The 19,109-nt window shown below is 52.4% G+C and carries 13 protein-coding genes; all 13 read left to right on the top strand.

Features of this window, described 5'->3' with window-relative positions; translation table 11 throughout:
- Positions 1–138: 138 nt before the first annotated feature.
- The 13 genes from ACHHV8_RS35105 (at position 139) to ACHHV8_RS35045 (ending at position 19,108) form a co-directional block, all read left to right on the top strand.
- Entirely contained in the window at positions 139–1,545 is a 1,407-nt protein-coding gene (locus ACHHV8_RS35105) for a M20 family metallopeptidase (protein WP_395164072.1), read from the top strand.
- A gap of 25 nt (positions 1,546–1,570) precedes the next feature.
- On the top strand, positions 1,571–2,581 hold the full coding sequence (locus ACHHV8_RS35100; RefSeq protein ID WP_395164071.1) for an ABC transporter ATP-binding protein: 1,011 nt from the start codon (positions 1,571–1,573) through the stop codon (positions 2,579–2,581).
- Positions 2,574–3,557 carry an ABC transporter ATP-binding protein gene (locus tag ACHHV8_RS35095; protein WP_395164070.1) on the top strand — a complete coding sequence of 328 codons (984 nt, stop codon included), beginning with the start codon at positions 2,574–2,576 and terminating at the stop codon, positions 3,555–3,557. Before ACHHV8_RS35100 ends, ACHHV8_RS35095 begins: the two co-directional genes overlap by 8 nt.
- Before the next feature lie 27 nt (positions 3,558–3,584).
- Positions 3,585–4,535, top strand: coding sequence for an ABC transporter permease (locus ACHHV8_RS35090; RefSeq protein WP_395164069.1), 951 nt, complete (start codon positions 3,585–3,587; stop codon positions 4,533–4,535).
- A 21-nt stretch (positions 4,536–4,556) separates the two neighbouring features.
- Positions 4,557–5,480, top strand: coding sequence for an oligopeptide ABC transporter permease (gene opp4C / locus ACHHV8_RS35085; protein ID WP_395164068.1), 924 nt, complete (start codon positions 4,557–4,559; stop codon positions 5,478–5,480).
- Between the two features lie 21 nt (positions 5,481–5,501).
- A complete protein-coding gene (locus ACHHV8_RS35080) occupies positions 5,502–7,139 on the top strand; it encodes an ABC transporter substrate-binding protein (RefSeq protein ID WP_395164067.1) in 1,638 nt (545 codons plus the stop codon).
- A 243-nt stretch (positions 7,140–7,382) separates the two neighbouring features.
- Positions 7,383–8,387: an ABC transporter substrate-binding protein gene (locus ACHHV8_RS35075; RefSeq protein WP_395164066.1), complete on the top strand. Its 1,005-nt coding sequence runs from the start codon at positions 7,383–7,385 to the stop codon at positions 8,385–8,387.
- Positions 8,388–8,474: 87 nt separating this feature from the next.
- Positions 8,475–10,451, top strand: a complete 1,977-nt coding sequence (locus ACHHV8_RS35070) for an iron ABC transporter permease (RefSeq protein ID WP_395164065.1) — start codon at positions 8,475–8,477, stop codon at positions 10,449–10,451.
- 279 nt (positions 10,452–10,730) lie between these two features.
- Positions 10,731–11,645: a PAS domain-containing protein gene (locus ACHHV8_RS35065; RefSeq protein WP_395164064.1), complete on the top strand. Its 915-nt coding sequence runs from the start codon at positions 10,731–10,733 to the stop codon at positions 11,643–11,645.
- Between the two features lie 43 nt (positions 11,646–11,688).
- On the top strand, positions 11,689–14,007 hold the full coding sequence (locus tag ACHHV8_RS35060) for an EAL domain-containing protein (protein WP_395164063.1): 2,319 nt from the start codon (positions 11,689–11,691) through the stop codon (positions 14,005–14,007).
- Positions 14,008–14,227: 220 nt separating this feature from the next.
- Positions 14,228–16,489: a glycosyltransferase gene (locus ACHHV8_RS35055; RefSeq protein ID WP_395164062.1), complete on the top strand. Its 2,262-nt coding sequence runs from the start codon at positions 14,228–14,230 to the stop codon at positions 16,487–16,489.
- A 54-nt stretch (positions 16,490–16,543) separates the two neighbouring features.
- Entirely contained in the window at positions 16,544–17,629 is a 1,086-nt protein-coding gene (locus tag ACHHV8_RS35050; protein WP_395164061.1) for a hypothetical protein, read from the top strand.
- A 57-nt stretch (positions 17,630–17,686) separates the two neighbouring features.
- Positions 17,687–19,108 carry an MBOAT family O-acyltransferase gene (locus tag ACHHV8_RS35045; RefSeq protein ID WP_395164060.1) on the top strand — a complete coding sequence of 474 codons (1,422 nt, stop codon included), beginning with the start codon at positions 17,687–17,689 and terminating at the stop codon, positions 19,106–19,108.
- Position 19,109: the final 1 nt, after the last annotated feature.

Raw genomic sequence — 19,109 nt, 5'->3', positions numbered from 1 at the left:
AAAAAAAGACACCATTTTCAGAAGCCGCCTTTACATCCGCTAAACGATGATACCAAATAGCCAAGCGGTATCCCTAGGTTCATCTATAAAATAATTGTTATATTAATGTTAGAAACTTTCACAAGGGAGAAGTGAACGATGATCAAGCATGAGGAACGTATCTCCGATATTATCGAGCAAAAGCGGGAGCTGTTTATTCAGGTAAGCGATAAAATTTGGGAATACGCCGAAACCCGGTTTGAAGAATTCCAGTCGGCCGAGCTGCTGTGCAGCACGCTGGAGGCGGAGGACTTTGATGTAGCGCGCGGCGTAGGCGGAATCCCGACGGCTTTTATCGGCAGCTATGGCAGCGGACATCCCGTTATCGCTATCTTGGGCGAGTATGATGCTTTGTCGGGGTTGAGCCAAAAGAGAGGAACGCCGAAGGAGGATCCGGTCGTTCCGGGCGGCAACGGGCACGGCTGCGGGCATAACCTGCTGGGCTCGGGAGTTCTGGCTGCGGCTGTCGCCTTGCGTTACTACATGGAAGAGCACAACCTGCCGGGCACGATCCGGTATTACGGCTGTCCGGGAGAAGAGGGCGGCTCCGGCAAAGCGTTCATGGCAAGAGAAGGCTTGTTTGACGACATCGACGCCGCTTTATGCTGGCATCCGGGACATATCAACCGGGTGACGTTCTCCTCTTCTCTGGCGAATTACCAAATTTACTATAAATTTAAAGGCAAAAGCTCGCATGCATCGGCAAGCCCGCACCTGGGACGCAGCGCGCTGGATGCCGTGGAATTAATGAACGTCGGCGTTAACTATTTAAGGGAGCATATCATCCCTGAGGCCAGAGTGCATTATGCGGTAACGAACACCGGCGGGTTCTCGCCGAATGTGGTCCAGGCCGAAGCCGATGTGCTCTACCTGATCCGGGCGCCTAGAATCGACCAGGTCAAAGAGCTGTATGAACGAGTATGCTCTGTAGCCAAAGGCGCCGCGATGATGACGGGAACCGAAGTCGAGTTCATCTTCGATAAAGCCTGCTCAAATGTGATTCCTAACTCGGTCCTGGGCGAGGCCATGTACAAAAATTTTACCGCCTTGGGTGTGCCGGTTCACGATGAGTCGGAGAAGCGGCTGGCTCAGGAGGTAAGAACCACGCTGACGGAGGGGGAAAAGAACAGCACCCTAAACGACCCTCGGGAAATACGGGACAAAGAGATGTCGGATATGTTGAATCCGTATCTTGAAACCAAGCAGCTTGCGGGTTCCACAGATGTAGGGGACGTCAGCTGGATCGCGCCTACCGTTCAATGCTATACGGCCTGTTTTGCGGTCGGCACGCAGCCTCATTCCTGGCAGTGGGTGACGATGGGAGGCAGCTCCGTCGGCCATAAAGGCATGCTGCATGCAGGCAAAGTGATGGCGGCTACCGCAGTCGACCTGCTGACCAACCCGGAGATCATCCGGAAAGCGAAAGAAGAGCTCAAGGCGCGTTTAGGCAATGAAGCTTATGTATGCCCGATTCCGAAAGATGTGAAGCCGTCGGCGAGAAAGTAAAGAACCTTAACTGCGAGGTGAAGACATGAAACCGTTACTGGAGGTTCAAAATTTACAAACTGTTTTCCGGACGGGGCACGGGGAGATCACTTCCGTGGATCACATCAGTTTTCAATTGAAGCCGGGGGAAACGATCGGCATTGTAGGGGAATCGGGCTGCGGCAAAAGCGTGACGTCCCTGTCGATCATGGGCCTTCTCGGGAGCAGCGGAAGCGTAAGAAACGGGGAAATCCGATTCAACGGGGATAACCTTGTCGTACTGTCCGAGGAGAGGAAAAGAGAAATCCGCGGGAACGAGATTTCGATGATTTTTCAGGAGCCGATGACCTCGCTCAATCCTGTCTTTACGATCGGCAACCAAATGGCGGAGGGCATTATGCTTCATCTGAAGATGAAGAAGAAGGAAGCCCGCCATTATGCGATCGGGATGCTGAAGAAGGTAGGCATCCCGCGGGCCGAGGCGATTATGGACGAATACCCGAACGCTTTATCCGGAGGGATGCGGCAGAGGGTGATGATCGCGATGGCGCTTGCCTGCAAGCCGAAGCTGCTGATTGCGGACGAGCCGACCACCGCGCTGGACGTGACCATTCAAGCGCAGATCCTTGAGCTGATGAAGAAGATGCGCAAGGAATCTCAGACAGCCATTATGCTGATTACGCATGATCTCGGCGTGGTCGCGGAAATGGCGGATAAGGTGGTGGTCATGTACGCGGGACAAGTCGTTGAAGAAGCGGACGTATTCACCTTGTTCGACGATCCCAAGCACCCCTACACACAGGGGCTGATGGCTTCGATTCCTCATCTCGAATTCGAAGCCGGCCAGCGCCTCGCATCCATTCCGGGCACCGTGCCCTCGCTGCATCATATGCCGAAAGGATGCCGCTTTCATGCCCGGTGCGCCTACGCAACAGACCGCTGTGTTGAAGAACAGCCGCCTCTCTTTATAGCCGGCAGGGATCACCGGTCGAGATGCTGGCTAGTGGAGCCGGACCCGCAGGGGAACCCATCGAGTACAGGAGGCCGTTATGAATGAAATAGCGAATGCCCAGCTCTCTCCGCTCCTTAGCGTCGAGCATCTGAGAACGTATTACCCGATTCGTAGAGGCATCTTCTCGCAAACGGTCGGCTATGTCAAAGCGGTGGACGGCATCAGCTTCGACATTTATCCAGGGGAAACGCTTGGGCTGGTAGGGGAATCGGGCTGCGGCAAATCAACGATCGGCAAAACGCTGATCCGGCTGGAGGCTTCGACGGAAGGTCATGCTTTTTTCGAGGATAAAGACATTCTAAGCTCGTCCAACCGGGAGTTTAAACAAATTCGTTCCAATCTGCAGATGATTTTTCAAGACCCTTTCTCTTCCTTAAATCCGAGAAAGCGGATTAAGGATATATTGGCGGAGCCGCTCAAGGTTCACCGAATCGTGGAGCCCGGGCACGTGTCCAGGCGCGTCGATGAGCTGATGGAGCTTGTCGGTCTGCCGAGCCATTACAAGAACCGCTATCCTCATGAGTTCTCCGGAGGGCAGCGTCAGCGGATCGGCATTGCGCGCGCCTTGTCGATGAATCCCAAGCTGGTCATTTGCGACGAGCCGGTTTCGGCGTTGGACGTATCGATTCAGGCGCAGATCCTCAATCTGCTGAAGGACTTGCAAAAGGAGCTGCAGCTCACTTACTTATTTATTGCTCACGGACTCGGGGCTGTTAAATATATCAGTGATCGAATAGCCGTGATGTATCTTGGCAAAATCGTCGAAATAGCCGAGACGGCGGAGATTTTCGCGAATCCGCGGCATCCCTATACCCAAGCGCTCTTAAGCGCTTATCCCGTACCCAACCCGCATTTGCGCGCACAGGAGCGGATTGTTATTCAGGGAGACGTTCCGAGCCCGGCGAATCCCCCGAGCGGCTGCCGTTTTCATACCCGGTGCCCGCTCGCCAAAGCCATCTGCCGCGAACAAGAGCCTGTTTTAATGGGTGAAGAGCATAAGGTAGCCTGTTTTGCAGTCTAGCACCTCATATAAATAAGGGGGATAGTTATGTTATCCTACATCATCAAGCGATTTCTTGTTGCGATTCCGGTTCTGTTTGGAGTAACGGTCTTCAATTTCCTCATTATTAATCTGGCTCCGGGCAATCCGGTCGAGCTGTTCGTCGATCCGACGATGTCCCAGGAAATGATTGAAGCGCGTAAGGCACAGCTGGGGCTGAACGATCCGTTGTGGATGCAGTACGTAAGCTGGCTGAATCATTTGCTTCACGGCGATTTGGGATTTTCTTTAAGCAATTTCACTCCGGTTCAGCATCTGATAAGCGAGCGGCTCGGACCTACCTTTCTGCTGATGGGCGTCTCGCTTCTGGTCGGTTTGCTCATTGCCATTCCTCTAGGAATTCTCAGCGCGACGAAGCAGTATGGCAAGCTGGATTATCTCACAACGGGAGCTTCCTTTCTGGGAATATCCATCCCGCACTTTTTTCTGGGCTTGGGATTGATCTATATCTTCGCTTTGGAGCTGAGGCTGCTGCCTACGGGCGGAATGACCACGCTGGGCGGAGACGGCGGCTTGTGGGATAAGGTCAAGCATCTGATATTACCTGTGCTTGTATTGAGCACCGGCATCGCAGGCAAGAAGGTCCGCTATGTCCGGGCGAGTATGCTGGAAATTATGGGCCAGGATTTCTTGCGCACGGCAAGAGCGAAGGGATTGCCGGAGTTCGTGGTCACCAATAAGCATGCGCTGCGCAATGCGCTCATTCCGATTGTGACCGTTGTGGGATTGGAAATACCAATGCTGCTGGGCGGAGCGGTCATTACCGAGCAGATTTTTCAGTGGCCGGGCATGGGGATGTTAACCATACAATCGATTATGTCGCGGGACTACCCTACTTTAATGGCGCTGAATCTGGTTGCGGCTCTAATGGTGCTGGCAGGAAATTTGTTTACGGATATCGTTTACTCCGTTGCGGATCCTCGGATCAAATATGATTAGACGGGAAAGGAGGAATGAGTCATGGCCGAATTGAATCTTTCCCCAGGGGCTTCGCCAAAGGGAACATTGTTCCGTGAAACCGTTCAAGAATTGGGCAAAGAAGAAAGCTATGTCCAGATGATTGCCAAGCGGTTCATGAAACACCGGATTGCCGCAGCAGGACTTGTGATCATGTTCCTGATCGTACTGATGGCTGTGTTTGCCCCCTTGCTCGCTCCGGATGATCCTTACCATGTATCCAACACGTTCAGCGGAGCTCCTTCGTCCGAGCATTGGCTGGGTACCGATCAGGTCGGAAGAGACGTGCTGAGCCGTCTGATCTACGCTTCCCGCGTATCGATAATCGTAGGTATCGGGGCGGTTGCGATCTATGTGACGATAGGAACGCTGCTTGGAGCGGTCTCGGCTTATTTTGGCGGATGGATAGATATGCTCATTATGCGCATCACCGATATATTTATGTCTTTTCCATATTTAATGGTCATTTTGGTTATTGTCAGCATCTTATCCCCGAGCTTGGCTAATGTGACTATGGTTATCGGAGTACTCGGATGGCCGAGTGTGGCGAGGCTGGTACGGGGCAGCGTGCTGTCGCTCAAGCAGATGGATTTTGTAAAGGCGAGTATATCGCTGGGGCTAAGTGCCCCGCGTATCCTGTTTCTACATATTATGCCCAATGCGATCGCACCCTTGCTCGTTCACGCGACCTTCGGAATGGCGCAGGCCATCACGGTGGAAGCCTCGCTCAGCTATCTGGGTATGGGCGTACAGCCGCCTACCGCAAGCTGGGGGAATATGCTAACCGAAGCGCAGTCTTTGACCGTGTTAACTTCGCAGCCATGGCTTTGGGTACCGGCCGGAAGCATGATCGTTCTGACGGTATTGTCTATTAACTTTATTGGCGACGGGCTTCGCGATGCTGTCGACCCGAAAAGCATTAAATAAAAACATGCAGGAGGAATTCACGTGAATAAAAAATGGAGCAAATTAATGGCGGTCAGCAGTATTATGTCGCTGCTGCTCGTGTCGGCCTGCGGTCCGGCCGCAAAGGAAGCGGCGCCTGCATCGGCCGGCGGAACGGAGCCGGCGAAACAAGCGGCTGGGAACAAATCCATGTACATCGGAATTTCCAGCGCGCCGGGGTCAATGAATCCTGTGAACTTAACGGATAACAGCGCCATCTACATTGACAATATTATTTTTATGCCGCTGATGGAGCCGGATGAGTCGTTTCAATTTCAGCCGAGATTAGCCGACAGCATCGAAACGAAGGATAATCAGACCTACACCGTTAAACTCAATCCGAAAGTGAAATGGACGGACGGGCAGCCTGTTACGGCGGAGGATGTCATTTTTACGATTTCCATTATGGGCAATTCCAAAACCATTACAGGAAACACGACCTTCCTGTCCATTTTGGACGGCTTTAACAATGCGGGGAAATATGAGGACGGAAAGACCGAGGTTCCGGGCGTTAAAAAAATAGACGATCATACCTTGGAGTTCCATACGAAGCAGCCGACCGATCCGACTTTTTTTAAAGAGCAGGTAGCCAAGAATGTCAGGACGCTTCCTCAGCATGTATTAAAGGATGTGAGCCCGGCGGCGTTCCATCAAGCTGAGTTTGCCCAGAAGCTGAACGTTTCCGACGGAGCCTTTAAATTTGTAAACTATGCCAAAGACCAATATGTAGAGCTGGAAGCCAATAAAGATTATTTCCTTGGTGCGCCAAAGCTGGATAAGCTCTATTTCAAAATTATGCCGGCCTCCAACCTCGTAGCGCAGCTGCAAACCGGGGAGATTCAAATGAATGTGACGGGGATTGGAAATATTGCGGTAGAAGACTTCGAAAGAGTCAAAAATATGTCCAATGTGACCACCAAAATGGAAAAACCGTTTAACTCCCAGTTTATGGTGTATAACGTGAAGACGATTGCCAATCCGAAGGTACGCCAGGCCATCCTGTATGCGATCAACCGGAAGCTGATGGTCGACAACTTGCTGAAGGGCGAAGGCGAAATTACAGATGTGCCGTATACGTCCGTTCACCCTTACTATAACAAAGATCTTCAAGTGTACCCGTACGATCCTGAGAAGGCGAAGCAGCTGTTAAAAGAAGCGGGCTGGGACAGCAGCACGACATTGCGTTTCGCCGTACCGACAGGCAACAAGGTGCGCGAGCAGTCGGCCGACATTATTGCAGAAAACTTGAGGGCGGTCGGCATCAAGGCCCAAATTCAGAAATATGACTTCCCGACACTGCTGCAAAAAGGCAGAAGCCATGACTTCGATTTACTTTTGTCGGGTATGGTGTTTAATCTGGATCCGGATGTCAGTCCGTTCTTCCAGACGAATGGCCCGAACAACAGCTCCGGCTACAGCAGTCCGGAAATGGATCAATTGCTGCAGCAGGGTAAAAATGAGGCCGACCCGGCTAAACGCAAAGTGATTTATGATCAGATTCAGCAGCTGATCGTAAAGGATCTGCCACAGGTGACATTGTATGCCGACTCCCGGCTTAAGGCGATATCGAAGAAGGTTAAAGTAGGAGAGCCGAGGGTGCTGGGTATGTTTATTAATGTGCATGAGTGGGATCTTGAATAGAGTACACGGAAGTCAGACATCACGACAGATGACCTGCGGGAACCTCGCTTGCTAGAAGCGAGGCTCCTGCAGGTCATTATTTGTTGGGGAGGGAGCCGGATATACTCGACATGCGACTTTGAAACTATTGACAATAAGTAGGATAATGATTATCATTTTCACCTAGATAATGATAATCATTATCAGTAATTTTGTGCTCATCGCACATCATTTACTTTTATACAAATCAGGGGGAGTCACTTTATGAAGTCAATAAGCAAGCCGCTTATCCTTATTTTGTCTATGATGCTTTTGGTGCTGACAGCTGCCTGCGGAGCCAAAACGGATTCCGCCAAGGAGCCTTCGTCCCCGGCGGCCGGCCAGGAGGCCCAAGCGGGCAGCAGGACGATTCAGCATGCGCTGGGAACCGCTGAAATCAAAGGTACGGCGAAGCGCGTTATTGCGCTGGACTGGTCGTTCGTCGAGCATTTGCTGGCTGTGGGCGTGCAGCCTGTCGGTATAGCCGATATCAAGGGCTACAAAACGTGGGTTAATATTCCGCCGCAGCTCGACGCCAGCGTGGTTGATGTCGGCATGCGTACCGAGCCGAGTCTGGAGGCTATTGCTGCATTGAAGCCGGATTTGATTGTGGCACCCGATTTCCGGATCAAATCGAGCTATGAGGCGTTAAGCAAAATTGCGCCGACCGTTGCGTTTAATCCGTACCCTGCGGAAGGGGCGGGCAATCAATATGAAGAGATGGAAAAGACGTTCAAAACCGTAGCCGACCTGGTCGGTAAAAAGGCAGAGGCGGATCAAGTGCTGAGCGATGTGCAGAAGTCGTTCGACGATGCTAAGGCCAAGCTGAAAGCGAAAGGGAAGGAAGGCGCGGCCATTGCGGTAACCCAGGCGTATTCCCAGCAAAACGCCGCTGTGCTGCGCATGTTTACCGACAATTCGATGCTGATTCAAATTATGCAGCGGATCGGGCTGAAAAACGCGTTTGTTGCCTCCAAGTTTGAACCGAACGGTTTTGCTACGACGAGCGTCGAGGCGCTCCCGGCGGTTCAAAACGCCAGCTTCATCTATATCGTGCAGGATAACGATAACATCTTTGACAAGCAGCTGAAGGACAACGCGGTATGGAACGGATTGACGTTCGTAAAGGAGAAGCGTACCTACAAGCTGCCGGGCAATACATGGACCTTCGGCGGACCGCTGTCAGCCAAGTCTATCGCAGACCTGGTGACGAACGCGCTTACCCAATGATGAACACGCGAATGAAAGCTGCGGCCATGCATCCGGCCCGGTCCGATCGGATGGATGACAATTTTTATATTCGGAGGCGGCCTGGCTTTGCTGGCCGTCTTGCTCTTTGTCAGCTTGATGTACGGCGAAGCGGAGATCACGTTCCGGCAGGTCATGGAAGCGATCGGCAGCCCTCAGGATCAGCCGGCCCATCACATGATTCGGGGAGTTCGTCTTCCGAGAGCGGTGATGGGGCTGCTAGCCGGCATGGCGCTGGCCGTCTGCGGAGCGCTGCTCCAGACGATCACGCGCAATCCGCTGGCATCGGCGTCTACATTCGGCCTGAATGCCGGTGCCTACTTTGTGATTATGGCGGCGGCTGTCTTTTTCCCGGGCCTTAAGGCCAATGCGCCATTATTGCTCGGGCTCGCGGGCGCGCTGGGGGCGGCAGCCATGACGTACGGGATAGCCGGCGGCAGGAGAAGCACATCCGTGCGCATGGCCGTGGCCGGAATGATCGTCGGCCTTGTGCTGTCCGCTTTCACCAGCGCGCTGCAGCTGCTGTTCGAGACCCAGGCGTCGCAGCTGCTTGCCTGGGGAGCCGGCTCCCTCGTCCAGAACGACTGGAGCGGCGTCCAGTATGCCTGGCCGTGGATCGCGGCGGGCGTTGGCCTTGTGCTGGTCTATGCCCGCTCGTTCGACCTGCTGGAGCTTGGGGATGAAGCGGCCCGTTCCCTCGGACAGCGGCTGGAAGCCGCGCGCTTCCTGGGACTGGCCGCCGCCGTGCTGCTGGCTGGCGTGACGGTCAGCGTCGTCGGCCCGATCGGCTTTGTCGGCCTGATCGCCCCGCATCTGATGCGGCTGCTGGGACTGCGCCGGCACCGTCTGCTGCTGCCGGCGAGCGCCCTATGGGGCGCGATTATTCTCGTCGGCGCGGATACGATCGCGCGAATGTTTCACAGCTCGCTCGGAGAGCTGCCTGCAGGCGCTGTCACGGCGGTGATCGGCGCTCCTTGGCTGATTTGGCTTGCGGTCCGCGCAACCAAAGGAAGCGGGTCGCAGGAAAGCAGCGCATCTATGAGCATAGGCGCCATCCGCAGGGTGGTGCCTTACCCGCTGCTTGTGACCGGGCTGCTCGGCCTATTGATCGTATTGATGGCCTTTAGCCTGATGGCCGGTACGCTGCATTTGTCCGCGAGCGAGGTAGGAGCCGTCCTGCTCGGCCGGGGAGAAGCGTTCGCACGCGGCATCCTGCTGGACTTGCGCCTTCCCCGCATGCTGGTTGCGGCCTTCGCCGGCGCAGCCTTGGCCATGGCCGGCTCCATGATGCAGGGGGCCGTCCGCAACCCGCTGGCCGACCCCTCCATCGTCGGGGTCACCTCCGGCGCTGGTGTGGGCGCCCTGGCGGTGATCGTGCTGTGGCCGCAGGCCCCGGCCTTCATGCTCCCTCTGGGAGCTTTGATCGGCGCTGTCGCAGCGGCTGGATGCGTATATGCATTCTCGTGGCGGAAGGGGCTCAACCCTACAGCATTAATTCTTGTCGGCATCGGCGTTTCCGCGGTGGGAACGGCGGGCATTCAATTTCTTGTGATCCAATCCGGTATCGCCGCAGCCCCGGCTTTGGCTTGGCTGGCTGGCAGCACTTACGCGCGCGGGTATGCCGAATGGCTCCGGCTTGCGGCCGTCACGGGGGTGCTTGGACCGATAGCTTGGTGGCTGGGCCGGAGGATCGAGCTGCTGACGTTCGGGGATCAGGTGTCCATCGGACTCGGACTGAATCTGCAGCGTTCGCGGCTGATGGCTGCAGGGATCAGTGTTGCGCTGGGAGCGGCGGCGGCATCCTCGGTCGGCTCCATCGGCTTTATCGGCCTTCTGGCCCCCCATGCGGTCCGCCTCATGGCAGGACACGAGCACCGCAAGTCGCTTGTGCTCTCTGCGCTGCTGGGCGCCGTGCTTCTCGTCGCCGCTGATCTGATCGGCAAAACCGTTCTTGCACCGAAGGAAATCCCGGCCGGCATTGTCGTGGCGCTGCTGGGGACCCCGTATTTACTTCTGCTTATGTACCGCAGCGCGCTGCGGAAATAAACCTTATTATACGGACTATTAAGACTAACGCCGGCTTCGGAGGAGGCCACTGAAAACTTGTGGAGAGTACGGAATCGTTCTGTAGAAGCGATCGGAGGAAAGATCCGTACTCACAGCGATGACCTTTTCAGTGACTATGCTCCTAGACCGGTGTTTTTTTTGTATTCCGCCCCTGAACTGGAAGATACTTCAATTTTAATAATGACCTTATTCTTGATATAATGACAGCAGACAAAACATGACATTCATGAGATAAATTAAGGAAAAAAGTGGGGAAACATGGAGCTATTCGATTCTTTAAATGACTTACATAAGGTAGATGCGACGACCCATAGGCAACTGGCAGGCTCAGAACTCTTTTACAGGTCATTGTTTGAGCATCATCCGGATGTTGTTTTCCATTTGGATTTAGATGGAAACCTTATTGAAGCGAATGGTTCTTTTTATAAAGTATTAGGATATGAAGCGGAAGAGGTGCAAGGCGATTTCAGAAGCCTCCTGCCGCCGGACCAGGTGGAATGGGGAAATGCCTGCTTCGATAAGGCGAGACAAGGAGAGTCTCTTAATTATCATTTGGTTGCACGCCATAAGGATGGGCATCCTCTGGAATTTCTTGTTACGAATATCCCGAATGTAGTGCATGGGACTGTGGTTGGGGTTTACGGCATCGCCAAAGATATTACGGAAAATAAGTATTTAAGGGAAAGCTACAAATCGTTGTTCACTCATCTCAAGGATGCGGGCTTTATACTTGATCTGAACGGACATATTATCGATGTGAATGAAGCGGGCATGACGGTTGGCGGTTATGCGAAGGAAGAGCTTCTTGATAAATCGTTTATTCCTTTAATTGTGGAGGAAGAGAGAGAGAAGGTTTTCGGCAGCTTTCAGCGCGTGCTGGGCGGCGAAACGATGACCATCGATTGTTCTCTTTTTCACAAGGGTGGGCATGTTATCGTACTCAATATTACCGCTGTTCCTATTAATATAAGCGGCCGGGTTGTCGGGGTTATAGGCATCGCCAAAGATATAACCGAACAAAAACTAATTGAACGGGTGCTGCAGGAAAGCAAGCAAAGATACGAGTCCTTATTTATGCACCATCCGGATGGCGTCGCTTATTTCGATACCCAGGGCTGTTTTGTCGACTGCAACCCCGCATTAGAGCGTATTATAGGGCATTCCAAGCAGTGACCTGGTTCATTCTACCTTCAATCACTTGATTCAAGCGGATGATTTGGACAAGACCTGGAGTCACTTTGCCCTGGCGCTTGCAGGCGAGCCGCAAAATTATGCGATCGTCTGTGTGCATAAAGAAGGACATTGGATAGATGTGAGCGTTACGAACCTTCCCATCGTCATTGAGGGACAAATTGTCGGCGTCTACAGCATTGCCAAAGATATCACGGAAGAGAAGCGTTCCGAGAGAGCGCTTGTTGAGGCCGAAACGAAATACCGGAGTCTCGTCGAGGAATCGATTGTCGGCGTGTATATCATTCAGGATGGAATCTTTGTTTATGCCAATCCCCGATTGAACTGGATATTCGGGAGCAATGGATCCATTGAAGGAGCCGACGCAGGAAGGTTCATTCATCCCGATGATTTGCCGGCTGTGAAGCTGGACGTTGGCAACCTGAGTAAAGAACAGGATTCGATCCACCATCAATTTCGGATTATGAAGCAGAACGGCAGCGTTATTGACGTCGAGGCTCACACCACAAGAATTTACTACAAGGGAAGGCCGGCAGTGATCGGAACCTTGCTGGATATAACGGATCGCAAACGTTCAGTGCAGCTTAACGAGTACTTGGCGTATCATGATGCGTTAACGGGCTTGCCCAACCGCAGATATTTCGAAGAAAAGCTGAGGCAATCCATCGCGGTGGCGAAGACGCATAATCAGCAGCTGGCTGTAATGTACCTCGATATGGACCGGTTCAAGTATGTAAATGACTCGTTGGGTCACCGCATGGGGGATAAGCTGTTGAAGCAAATCGGCGAGCGGCTTGCCCAATGTGTCGGGGAAGGCGATATCATTGCGAGGATGGGCGGCGATGAGTTTACGATTTTTATCCCGGACATGAAAGGGATTGAAAGCGTGATCCGGATTGCCGAACGGATTATTAAGTCGCTAAATGAACGGTTCGAGATTGAGGAATACGAATTTTTTATTACGGTCAGCGCCGGCATCAGCATCTTTCCCATCGACGGGGAAGAGCCTGAGGCTTTAATGAAAAATGCGGATTCAGCGCTTTATCGCGCTAAGGATCAGGGGAAAAATAATTATCAAATCTACACTCCGTCCATGAACGCTCAGACGTACAGGACGTTCACTTTGGAAAAGGATCTTCGCAAAGCGCTGCGGCTAAACCAGCTGGAGCTGTATTATCAGCCGAAGGTGGATCCCTGCTCGGGGCTTATTGTGGGGGTAGAGGCTTTGATCCGCTGGAATCATCCCGAGTGGGGGCTGATCTCGCCCAATGAGTTTATTCCGCTGGCGGAGGAAACGGGGCTGATCGCTCCGGTTAATGAATGGGTTCAACGAAGCGCATGCCTGCAAAATAAAGCATGGCAGCTTGAGGGTCTTCCCCCTATTCCGGTTTCGATCAATTTATCGGCGCAGCATTTTATGCAGAAGGATGTTGTGGAATCGGTTCGAAGGGTACTGGGGGAGACGGGACTGCAGGGCTGTTTCCTGGAAATCGAGATTACGGAAAGCTCGCTATTGGAGAATGAGGAAGTGACTTCCTCCACGATTGATGAGCTGAAAGAAATGGGTGTCAAAATTGCGCTGGACGACTTCGGCACCGGCTATTCTTCCCTGTCGTATCTCAAGCGCTTCAAGCACAAGATCGATACGCTGAAAATTGACCGCTCCTTTGTGCGGGATCTGTGCGAGGACAGCGATGACAAAGAAATTATCCGCACCATCATTCATATGGCCTATCATCTGAAAATGTCCGTTGTTGCAGAAGGCGTGGAGAATGAGGAACAGCTCTCGATTTTACGGAGCCTCCGCTGCAGCGAGATTCAAGGCTATCTGTACAGCAGGCCGGTGCCTGCCAAGCGGTTTGCAGAGCTGCTGGCCGTGGGCCGGATGGAGCCGGCCAAGATTGAGAGTCAGCCGCGTGTTGTTGAAAACCGGCGCAAGTTTGTCCGGACGGAGCTGAAATTCCCTTTGTCCGCAGCGATGACTATTATCCAAATTAAAGGACAGGCCATTCAGCTGGGACAAACGGAGGTTGCCATTGAAGATATAGGCATTGGCGGTTTGCGTTTCTTATCCACGATTAAGCTGGCGGTTCATCCCGAAATCATTTTGCAGTTTGAGACGGAGATTTTGCAGCGGCCCGTGACGCTGAACGGGGTTGTAGTCTGGTATTGCGAGCTGGATGAGAATGTATTCCAGTACGGAGTCCAGTTCAGTATTGCTGACAAAGAACGCTCGGCTGCGCACCGGCTGTTTAACGATTTAGCCGCCCAGTTGAAGCGGCAGCCGCATGAGCCCCCTTATAAGTATATTACCGGAGAAAAAATAAGTTATTTGCGGCGTTAACTATAAGCTTACAAACTCAAGGCCCTTACAGGGCCTTTTTTCTTTGCCCTCCGAAGGGATTGGAGGGAATATATTGGCATGGCATTTTCAGCTTTTTTTAATGTCGAAAAATAGCGAATGGTGTTATGATAAATCCCATATCCTTATTTTTATGTAAGTCATATGGAAAATTCAATATTTTCCATATATTTATATTTTCAGTCACGGGAGATGTCGCTGTTTGAATCTGCTTAGTACGAGAAATAAGTGGCTGGCGACCGCTACAGTCATGATGTCGCTCCTCTATATTATATGGCGCACCTTCTTTACGATTCCCTTCGGGTACGGCATCGTGGCCGTCGTCTCGGGGCTGTTTTTGCTGACGGTAGAAATCATCGGAATGCTGGAAGCGGGTGTCCATTTCTATAACATGGTCAGTGTGGAGTATCCGGAGAGGCCGGAGGTGGAAGCGGATCAATTTCCGCATGTCGACGTGTTTATCGCCACGTACAACGAACCTGTTACTCTATTGCATAAAACGATTAACGGCTGTTTGAATATGGACTATCCGGATAAATCGAAGGTACATATTTATTTGTGCGATGATTCCAACCGCCCAGAGATGAGAGAGCTCGCGAACCGCATGAAGATTCAGTATGTGACAAGAATGGAAAGAACCCACGCCAAAGCCGGAAACCTGAACAATGCCATGCAGCATTCTTCGTCGCCTCTTATAGTAACCTTTGATGCGGATATGATACCTATGCACGGTTTCCTGATGGCGTGCGTTCCTTACTTTCTGACAGGGAAGAAGATCGGCTTCGTCCAAACGCCGCAGAGCTTTTATAATGCTGACCAGTTCCAATATAACTTGTATTCCGAAGGCCGGATTCCGAACGAGCAGGATTATTTCTACCGTGACGTGCAGGTGGGACGCAACAAGACGAATTCCGTTATTTACGGCGGCACCAACACGGTTATTTCCCGGCAGGCGCTTGAGGAGATCGGCGGGTTCTATACCGAGGTCATTACGGAGGATTTTGCGACGGGCATCCTCATTCAAAGCAAAGGCTACAAATGCTATGCCATTAATGAGGTTCATGCCTCGGGGCTTGCCCCGGCCGACCTGAGAAGCTTGATCAAGCAGCGCGAACGCTGGGCGCGGGGCTGTATCCAAACAGGCAAAAAGTTAAATATTTTTTTCATAAAGGGTCTTACGCTCGCTCAGAGGCTGAACTATATTTCCTCTATTTCCTACTGGTATTCAGGGCTGAAACGATTGATTTATATCATGTCGCCCATTTTGTTCACTGTATTTAACGTCATTGTCGTGAAGTGTACGCTTCTGGAGGTGCTGATTTTCTGGCTGCCGATGTACCTGCTCATGAATACATGCTTGCGGATGCTGTCCCGGAATATACGAAACACGAAATGGTCGAATGTGTATGAAACCATTCTGTTTCCATCCCTGCTGCCTGTGATTTTACTGGAGACGTTCGGCATCTCCCAGAAAAAGTTTGCCGTCACGCGCAAGGACGGGGCACAGAACGACAGGGCTTACCAATGGAGACAGACGGCGCCTCATGCGGTCTTGGCTGTCCTTTCGGTAATCGGTATTGTGAATTGCGTGCAATTGACCTTTGCAACCGGCTCAATCAGCTTTATTGTCGTTATTTTTTGGCTGCTGATTAATTTTTATAACATTATTATGTCGATCTTTTTTATGCTTGGCCGCAGAGTGTACCGTAATCATGAACGCAGCGCGGCGCAGGTCGACTGCACCATTATGACGGAGCATCAAACGATTCATTGCTTCACGCATGATATTTCAGAGGGCGGGCTCTCCGTCCTGCTGGACGCTCCCCATTACATTCCGGCGGACAAGCCGGTCTCGATTCAGCTGTCCACCGCCAGGTACCGCAGCTCCTTCCAAGGAGAGGTGATCCATGTAGACGAGTTCCAGGGGCGGTGGAAGTACGCCTTCCATATGACGGGGCTGGAGGAAGGGGATTTTCGCCAGCTGCTTCACATGATTTACGACCGGGAGCCGACGCTGCCGCAGCGGCTGGATAAAGACAGCAGCACATTCGAGGACATCCGGATTAATTTTATCCAGCGCAGCAAAAACCGTGGACTTTCGAACCGGAAGCTGGCAAGGATTCATCTCGATCGGCCGGTGGAGACGCTGGAATGCGGAACGGTCACCTTAACGGATTTTAATTACCAGTATATCCAATTCGAGCTGGGGACTCATCCGAGGCCGGCCATATTAACGGTTCTATTGCAGGACGGGATGACTTTGGAGTGTACCTTGGTTTCATCCCATCCTCACAGTAAAGGAGCGCTCTATCTCATATCCGGCTATGAGGAATTGGCGGAGAGCGGAATTCTGGATTCGATAGCGGCGGAATGGCTTCAAGAGAAAGTGCGGGAACGACAGCCTGCCAAGCCGCATCAAGCAAACGCGCCGTCCGACGAGCTGGACGAAATGGCCCATCTGTAAGTGCAGCAGGGCCATGATCCGGGATGTTGGCGGCGATAGATGGAGGAAAGAAAGATGCTGACGAAACGCCGGGCCAGACGACTGGCTGGTATGTTCCTATTTCTCCTTATGAGCTGCATGGTTTTTTCAGCCTACGCTTCGGATACGGTCATCGAGCCCCCATTCAGGCATTGGTCGAACGGTGCCCATGTTACCGTAGGCTCGGCGGGCGGGGAGACCCGGGTGACTTCCGATACGCACGGGTTGAAGAAAGGCTACTACACTACGTACGTATTTGAAGCGGAAAAAAGAAATTGGTCCGCCGACGGTGAGCTGTCCGTCCCGATAACTAATGAAAGCGGCACGCCGCTGAAGCTCAACGTGATTGTAACGTTAGCTGATGGGACCAACCTGACATTAACGGACAAAAGCAATGTGATGGTAGAGTCTCTGGGCAGCGGCAGACAAAATCTGCAGGGGCTGACCTACGGCTCCCTTGAACTGGCGGGCCGGTTTGAAGGCACCGTGCATGTTCCCTTTTCCAGCCTGCACGTTCAGGGGGGAGCCGGTGGCGAGAGCCGGCCGGAGCTGGATTCGATCGTATCGTGGGGGCTGACGACGAATCTGGAAGAAGAAGGGACGCAGAGCTTCCGGATTGGCCGCGTTCAGCTTGTGCCCGCAGCACAGGCCGCTATTTCGAATGAGCTGGGAGAGGCTGTGCTGCAGGGAGACTTGCAGGTCGTTAAGCCCTATATCGGCGAGTCGATCGCAGAGTACAGCCTGCAGACGAAGAGCGCCCAGCTGAAGGAAACGTTCAAGCTGGAGAAGGCCGTGAAGGGCGCGTCGCTGACCCCGGACGGCAGGCTGACGCTGACGCCTGAGATCAGCGAGGACAGTCTGTCCATGTACGTTGATATTGACGGCAGGTGGCGAAAGGATATTGACGTGAAGCTGGTGCCTTCCTGGACCTTAAGCGCCAAACAACAGGATGGGACGAGCCTGTCCATTCCCGAAACCGGACAAATGTCCAAGGTGATGGAGAAGTCCGATCCTTTGCTCAAGCCCGATATGCTGATCTCTCTGCGAATCGTCATCGTGGCTGCCGGGGCAGGGATCGGCCTATTGTATCTGGGCTGGCGGCAGCGGTTCCGGTCAAAGTAAAACGGCTGGTCCTTTCCCAAACTTATGCGGCTCCCTTGGGAGCTAGGAGGCTTTGAAGTGCTTTTTTCCAGTGTCGTGTTCTTATTTTACTTTCTTCCCGTTGTGCTGGTTCTGTATTATTCCCTGCGGTTTTCTCTGCTGCTTAAAAATATCGTGCTATTGTTTGCCAGCTTGTTTTTCTACGCCTGGGGCGAGCCTTGGTTTGTTCTGCTGATGCTCGGCTCGATTTTTTTCAATTATTTGTTTGCCTTATTCGTAGATAAGTACAGGGAGAACAAGCGGACGGCGCGCTTTATTCTTATCGTGATGTGCGTCTTCAACCTGGGGCTGCTGTATGTGTTTAAATATTTGACCTTCACGCTGCGGATCATTAACGAAAATACGCAGGCGCATATCGCGATACCGAATATCGTGCTGCCGATAGGCATCTCGTTTTTCACGTTTCACGCCATCTCGTATGTCATCGATGTGTACCGCCGGCACGGAAAGGTGCAAAAAAACTTTTTCTACGTTGCCCTCTATATTTCGTTCTTTCCTCAGCTTGTGGCGGGGCCGATTATTCGCTATAACACGATTTCCGAGCAGATGCATCACCGCAGGGAAACGTGGCAGAAGTTCTCGGTAGGCTGCTGCCGCTTTATTACCGGGCTCGGGAAAAAGGTGCTGCTGTCGAACAGCATGGCCATTGTGGCCGACCGTATTTTCAGCATGGGCGCCGAAGGGCATATTCCGGCAAGCCTCGCGTGGCTCGGCGCGGCTGCTTATACGCTGCAGATTTATTTCGATTTCTCGGGATATTCGTGTATGGCGATCGGTCTGGCCCTAATGTTCGGGTTCAAATTCGAAGAAAACTTTAACTATCCTTATATCTCCAAGACGATAACCGAGTTCTGGCGCAGGTGGCACATTTCGCTGGGCTCGTGGTTTCGGGACTATGTTTATTTCCCCATGGGGGGCTCGCGTGTCAAGAATAAGGATAAAATGATCCGCAATTTGCTGGTCGTATGGCTGCTTACGGGGATTTGGCACGGGGCCGAATGGACGTTTGTCGTCTGGGGGCTCATTAATTTTGCCTGCATTGCCGTGGAGAAGGTCTTTAATCTGGATAAAATGAACAGGTTTAACCGGCTGCGGCACGTTTATGCGATGCTGGTCGTGCTGATCGGCTGGGTGATCTTCCGGTCCCACAACCTGGTGGAGGCGGGAAATTATTTGGGAAATATGTTCGGCTTGAACCATAACGGCTTCTGGAGCGACTACACCTATATGTTTGCCAAGGAATATGGGGTATTCTTCCTGCTGGGGATTATCTTCTCAACGCCGATCGCGAAGCGGATCAATAAGCTTGTAGTCGATGGGGCGCCGTTCAGCAAGAGTCTGGAGTTTACTTATCCGCTGGGCATTCTTTTCTTATTCCTGCTGTGTGTCTGCTATCTGGTGAAGGGAACCTACAACCCGTTTATTTATTTTAATTTCTAAG

This window comes from Paenibacillus sp. TAB_01 (assembly GCF_043945595.1).
GTDB lineage: Bacteria > Bacillota > Bacilli > Paenibacillales > NBRC-103111 > Paenibacillus_S.
This window is presented reverse-complemented; position numbering and strand designations above follow the sequence as displayed.

What these genes read in the sequence shown, in the direction of transcription:
- ACHHV8_RS35065 (WP_395164064.1), top strand. Translation starts at nt 10,731, where the DNA reads ATGGAGCTATTCGATTCTTTAAATGACTTACATAAGGTAGATGCGACG.
- opp4C (WP_395164068.1), top strand. Translation starts at nt 4,557, where the DNA reads ATGGCCGAATTGAATCTTTCCCCAGGGGCTTCGCCAAAGGGAACATTG.
- ACHHV8_RS35100 (WP_395164071.1), top strand. Translation starts at nt 1,571, where the DNA reads ATGAAACCGTTACTGGAGGTTCAAAATTTACAAACTGTTTTCCGGACG.
- ACHHV8_RS35095 (WP_395164070.1), top strand. Translation starts at nt 2,574, where the DNA reads ATGAATGAAATAGCGAATGCCCAGCTCTCTCCGCTCCTTAGCGTCGAG.
- ACHHV8_RS35075 (WP_395164066.1), top strand. Translation starts at nt 7,383, where the DNA reads ATGAAGTCAATAAGCAAGCCGCTTATCCTTATTTTGTCTATGATGCTT.
- ACHHV8_RS35105 (WP_395164072.1), top strand. Translation starts at nt 139, where the DNA reads ATGATCAAGCATGAGGAACGTATCTCCGATATTATCGAGCAAAAGCGG.
- ACHHV8_RS35090 (WP_395164069.1), top strand. Translation starts at nt 3,585, where the DNA reads ATGTTATCCTACATCATCAAGCGATTTCTTGTTGCGATTCCGGTTCTG.
- ACHHV8_RS35050 (WP_395164061.1), top strand. Translation starts at nt 16,544, where the DNA reads ATGCTGACGAAACGCCGGGCCAGACGACTGGCTGGTATGTTCCTATTT.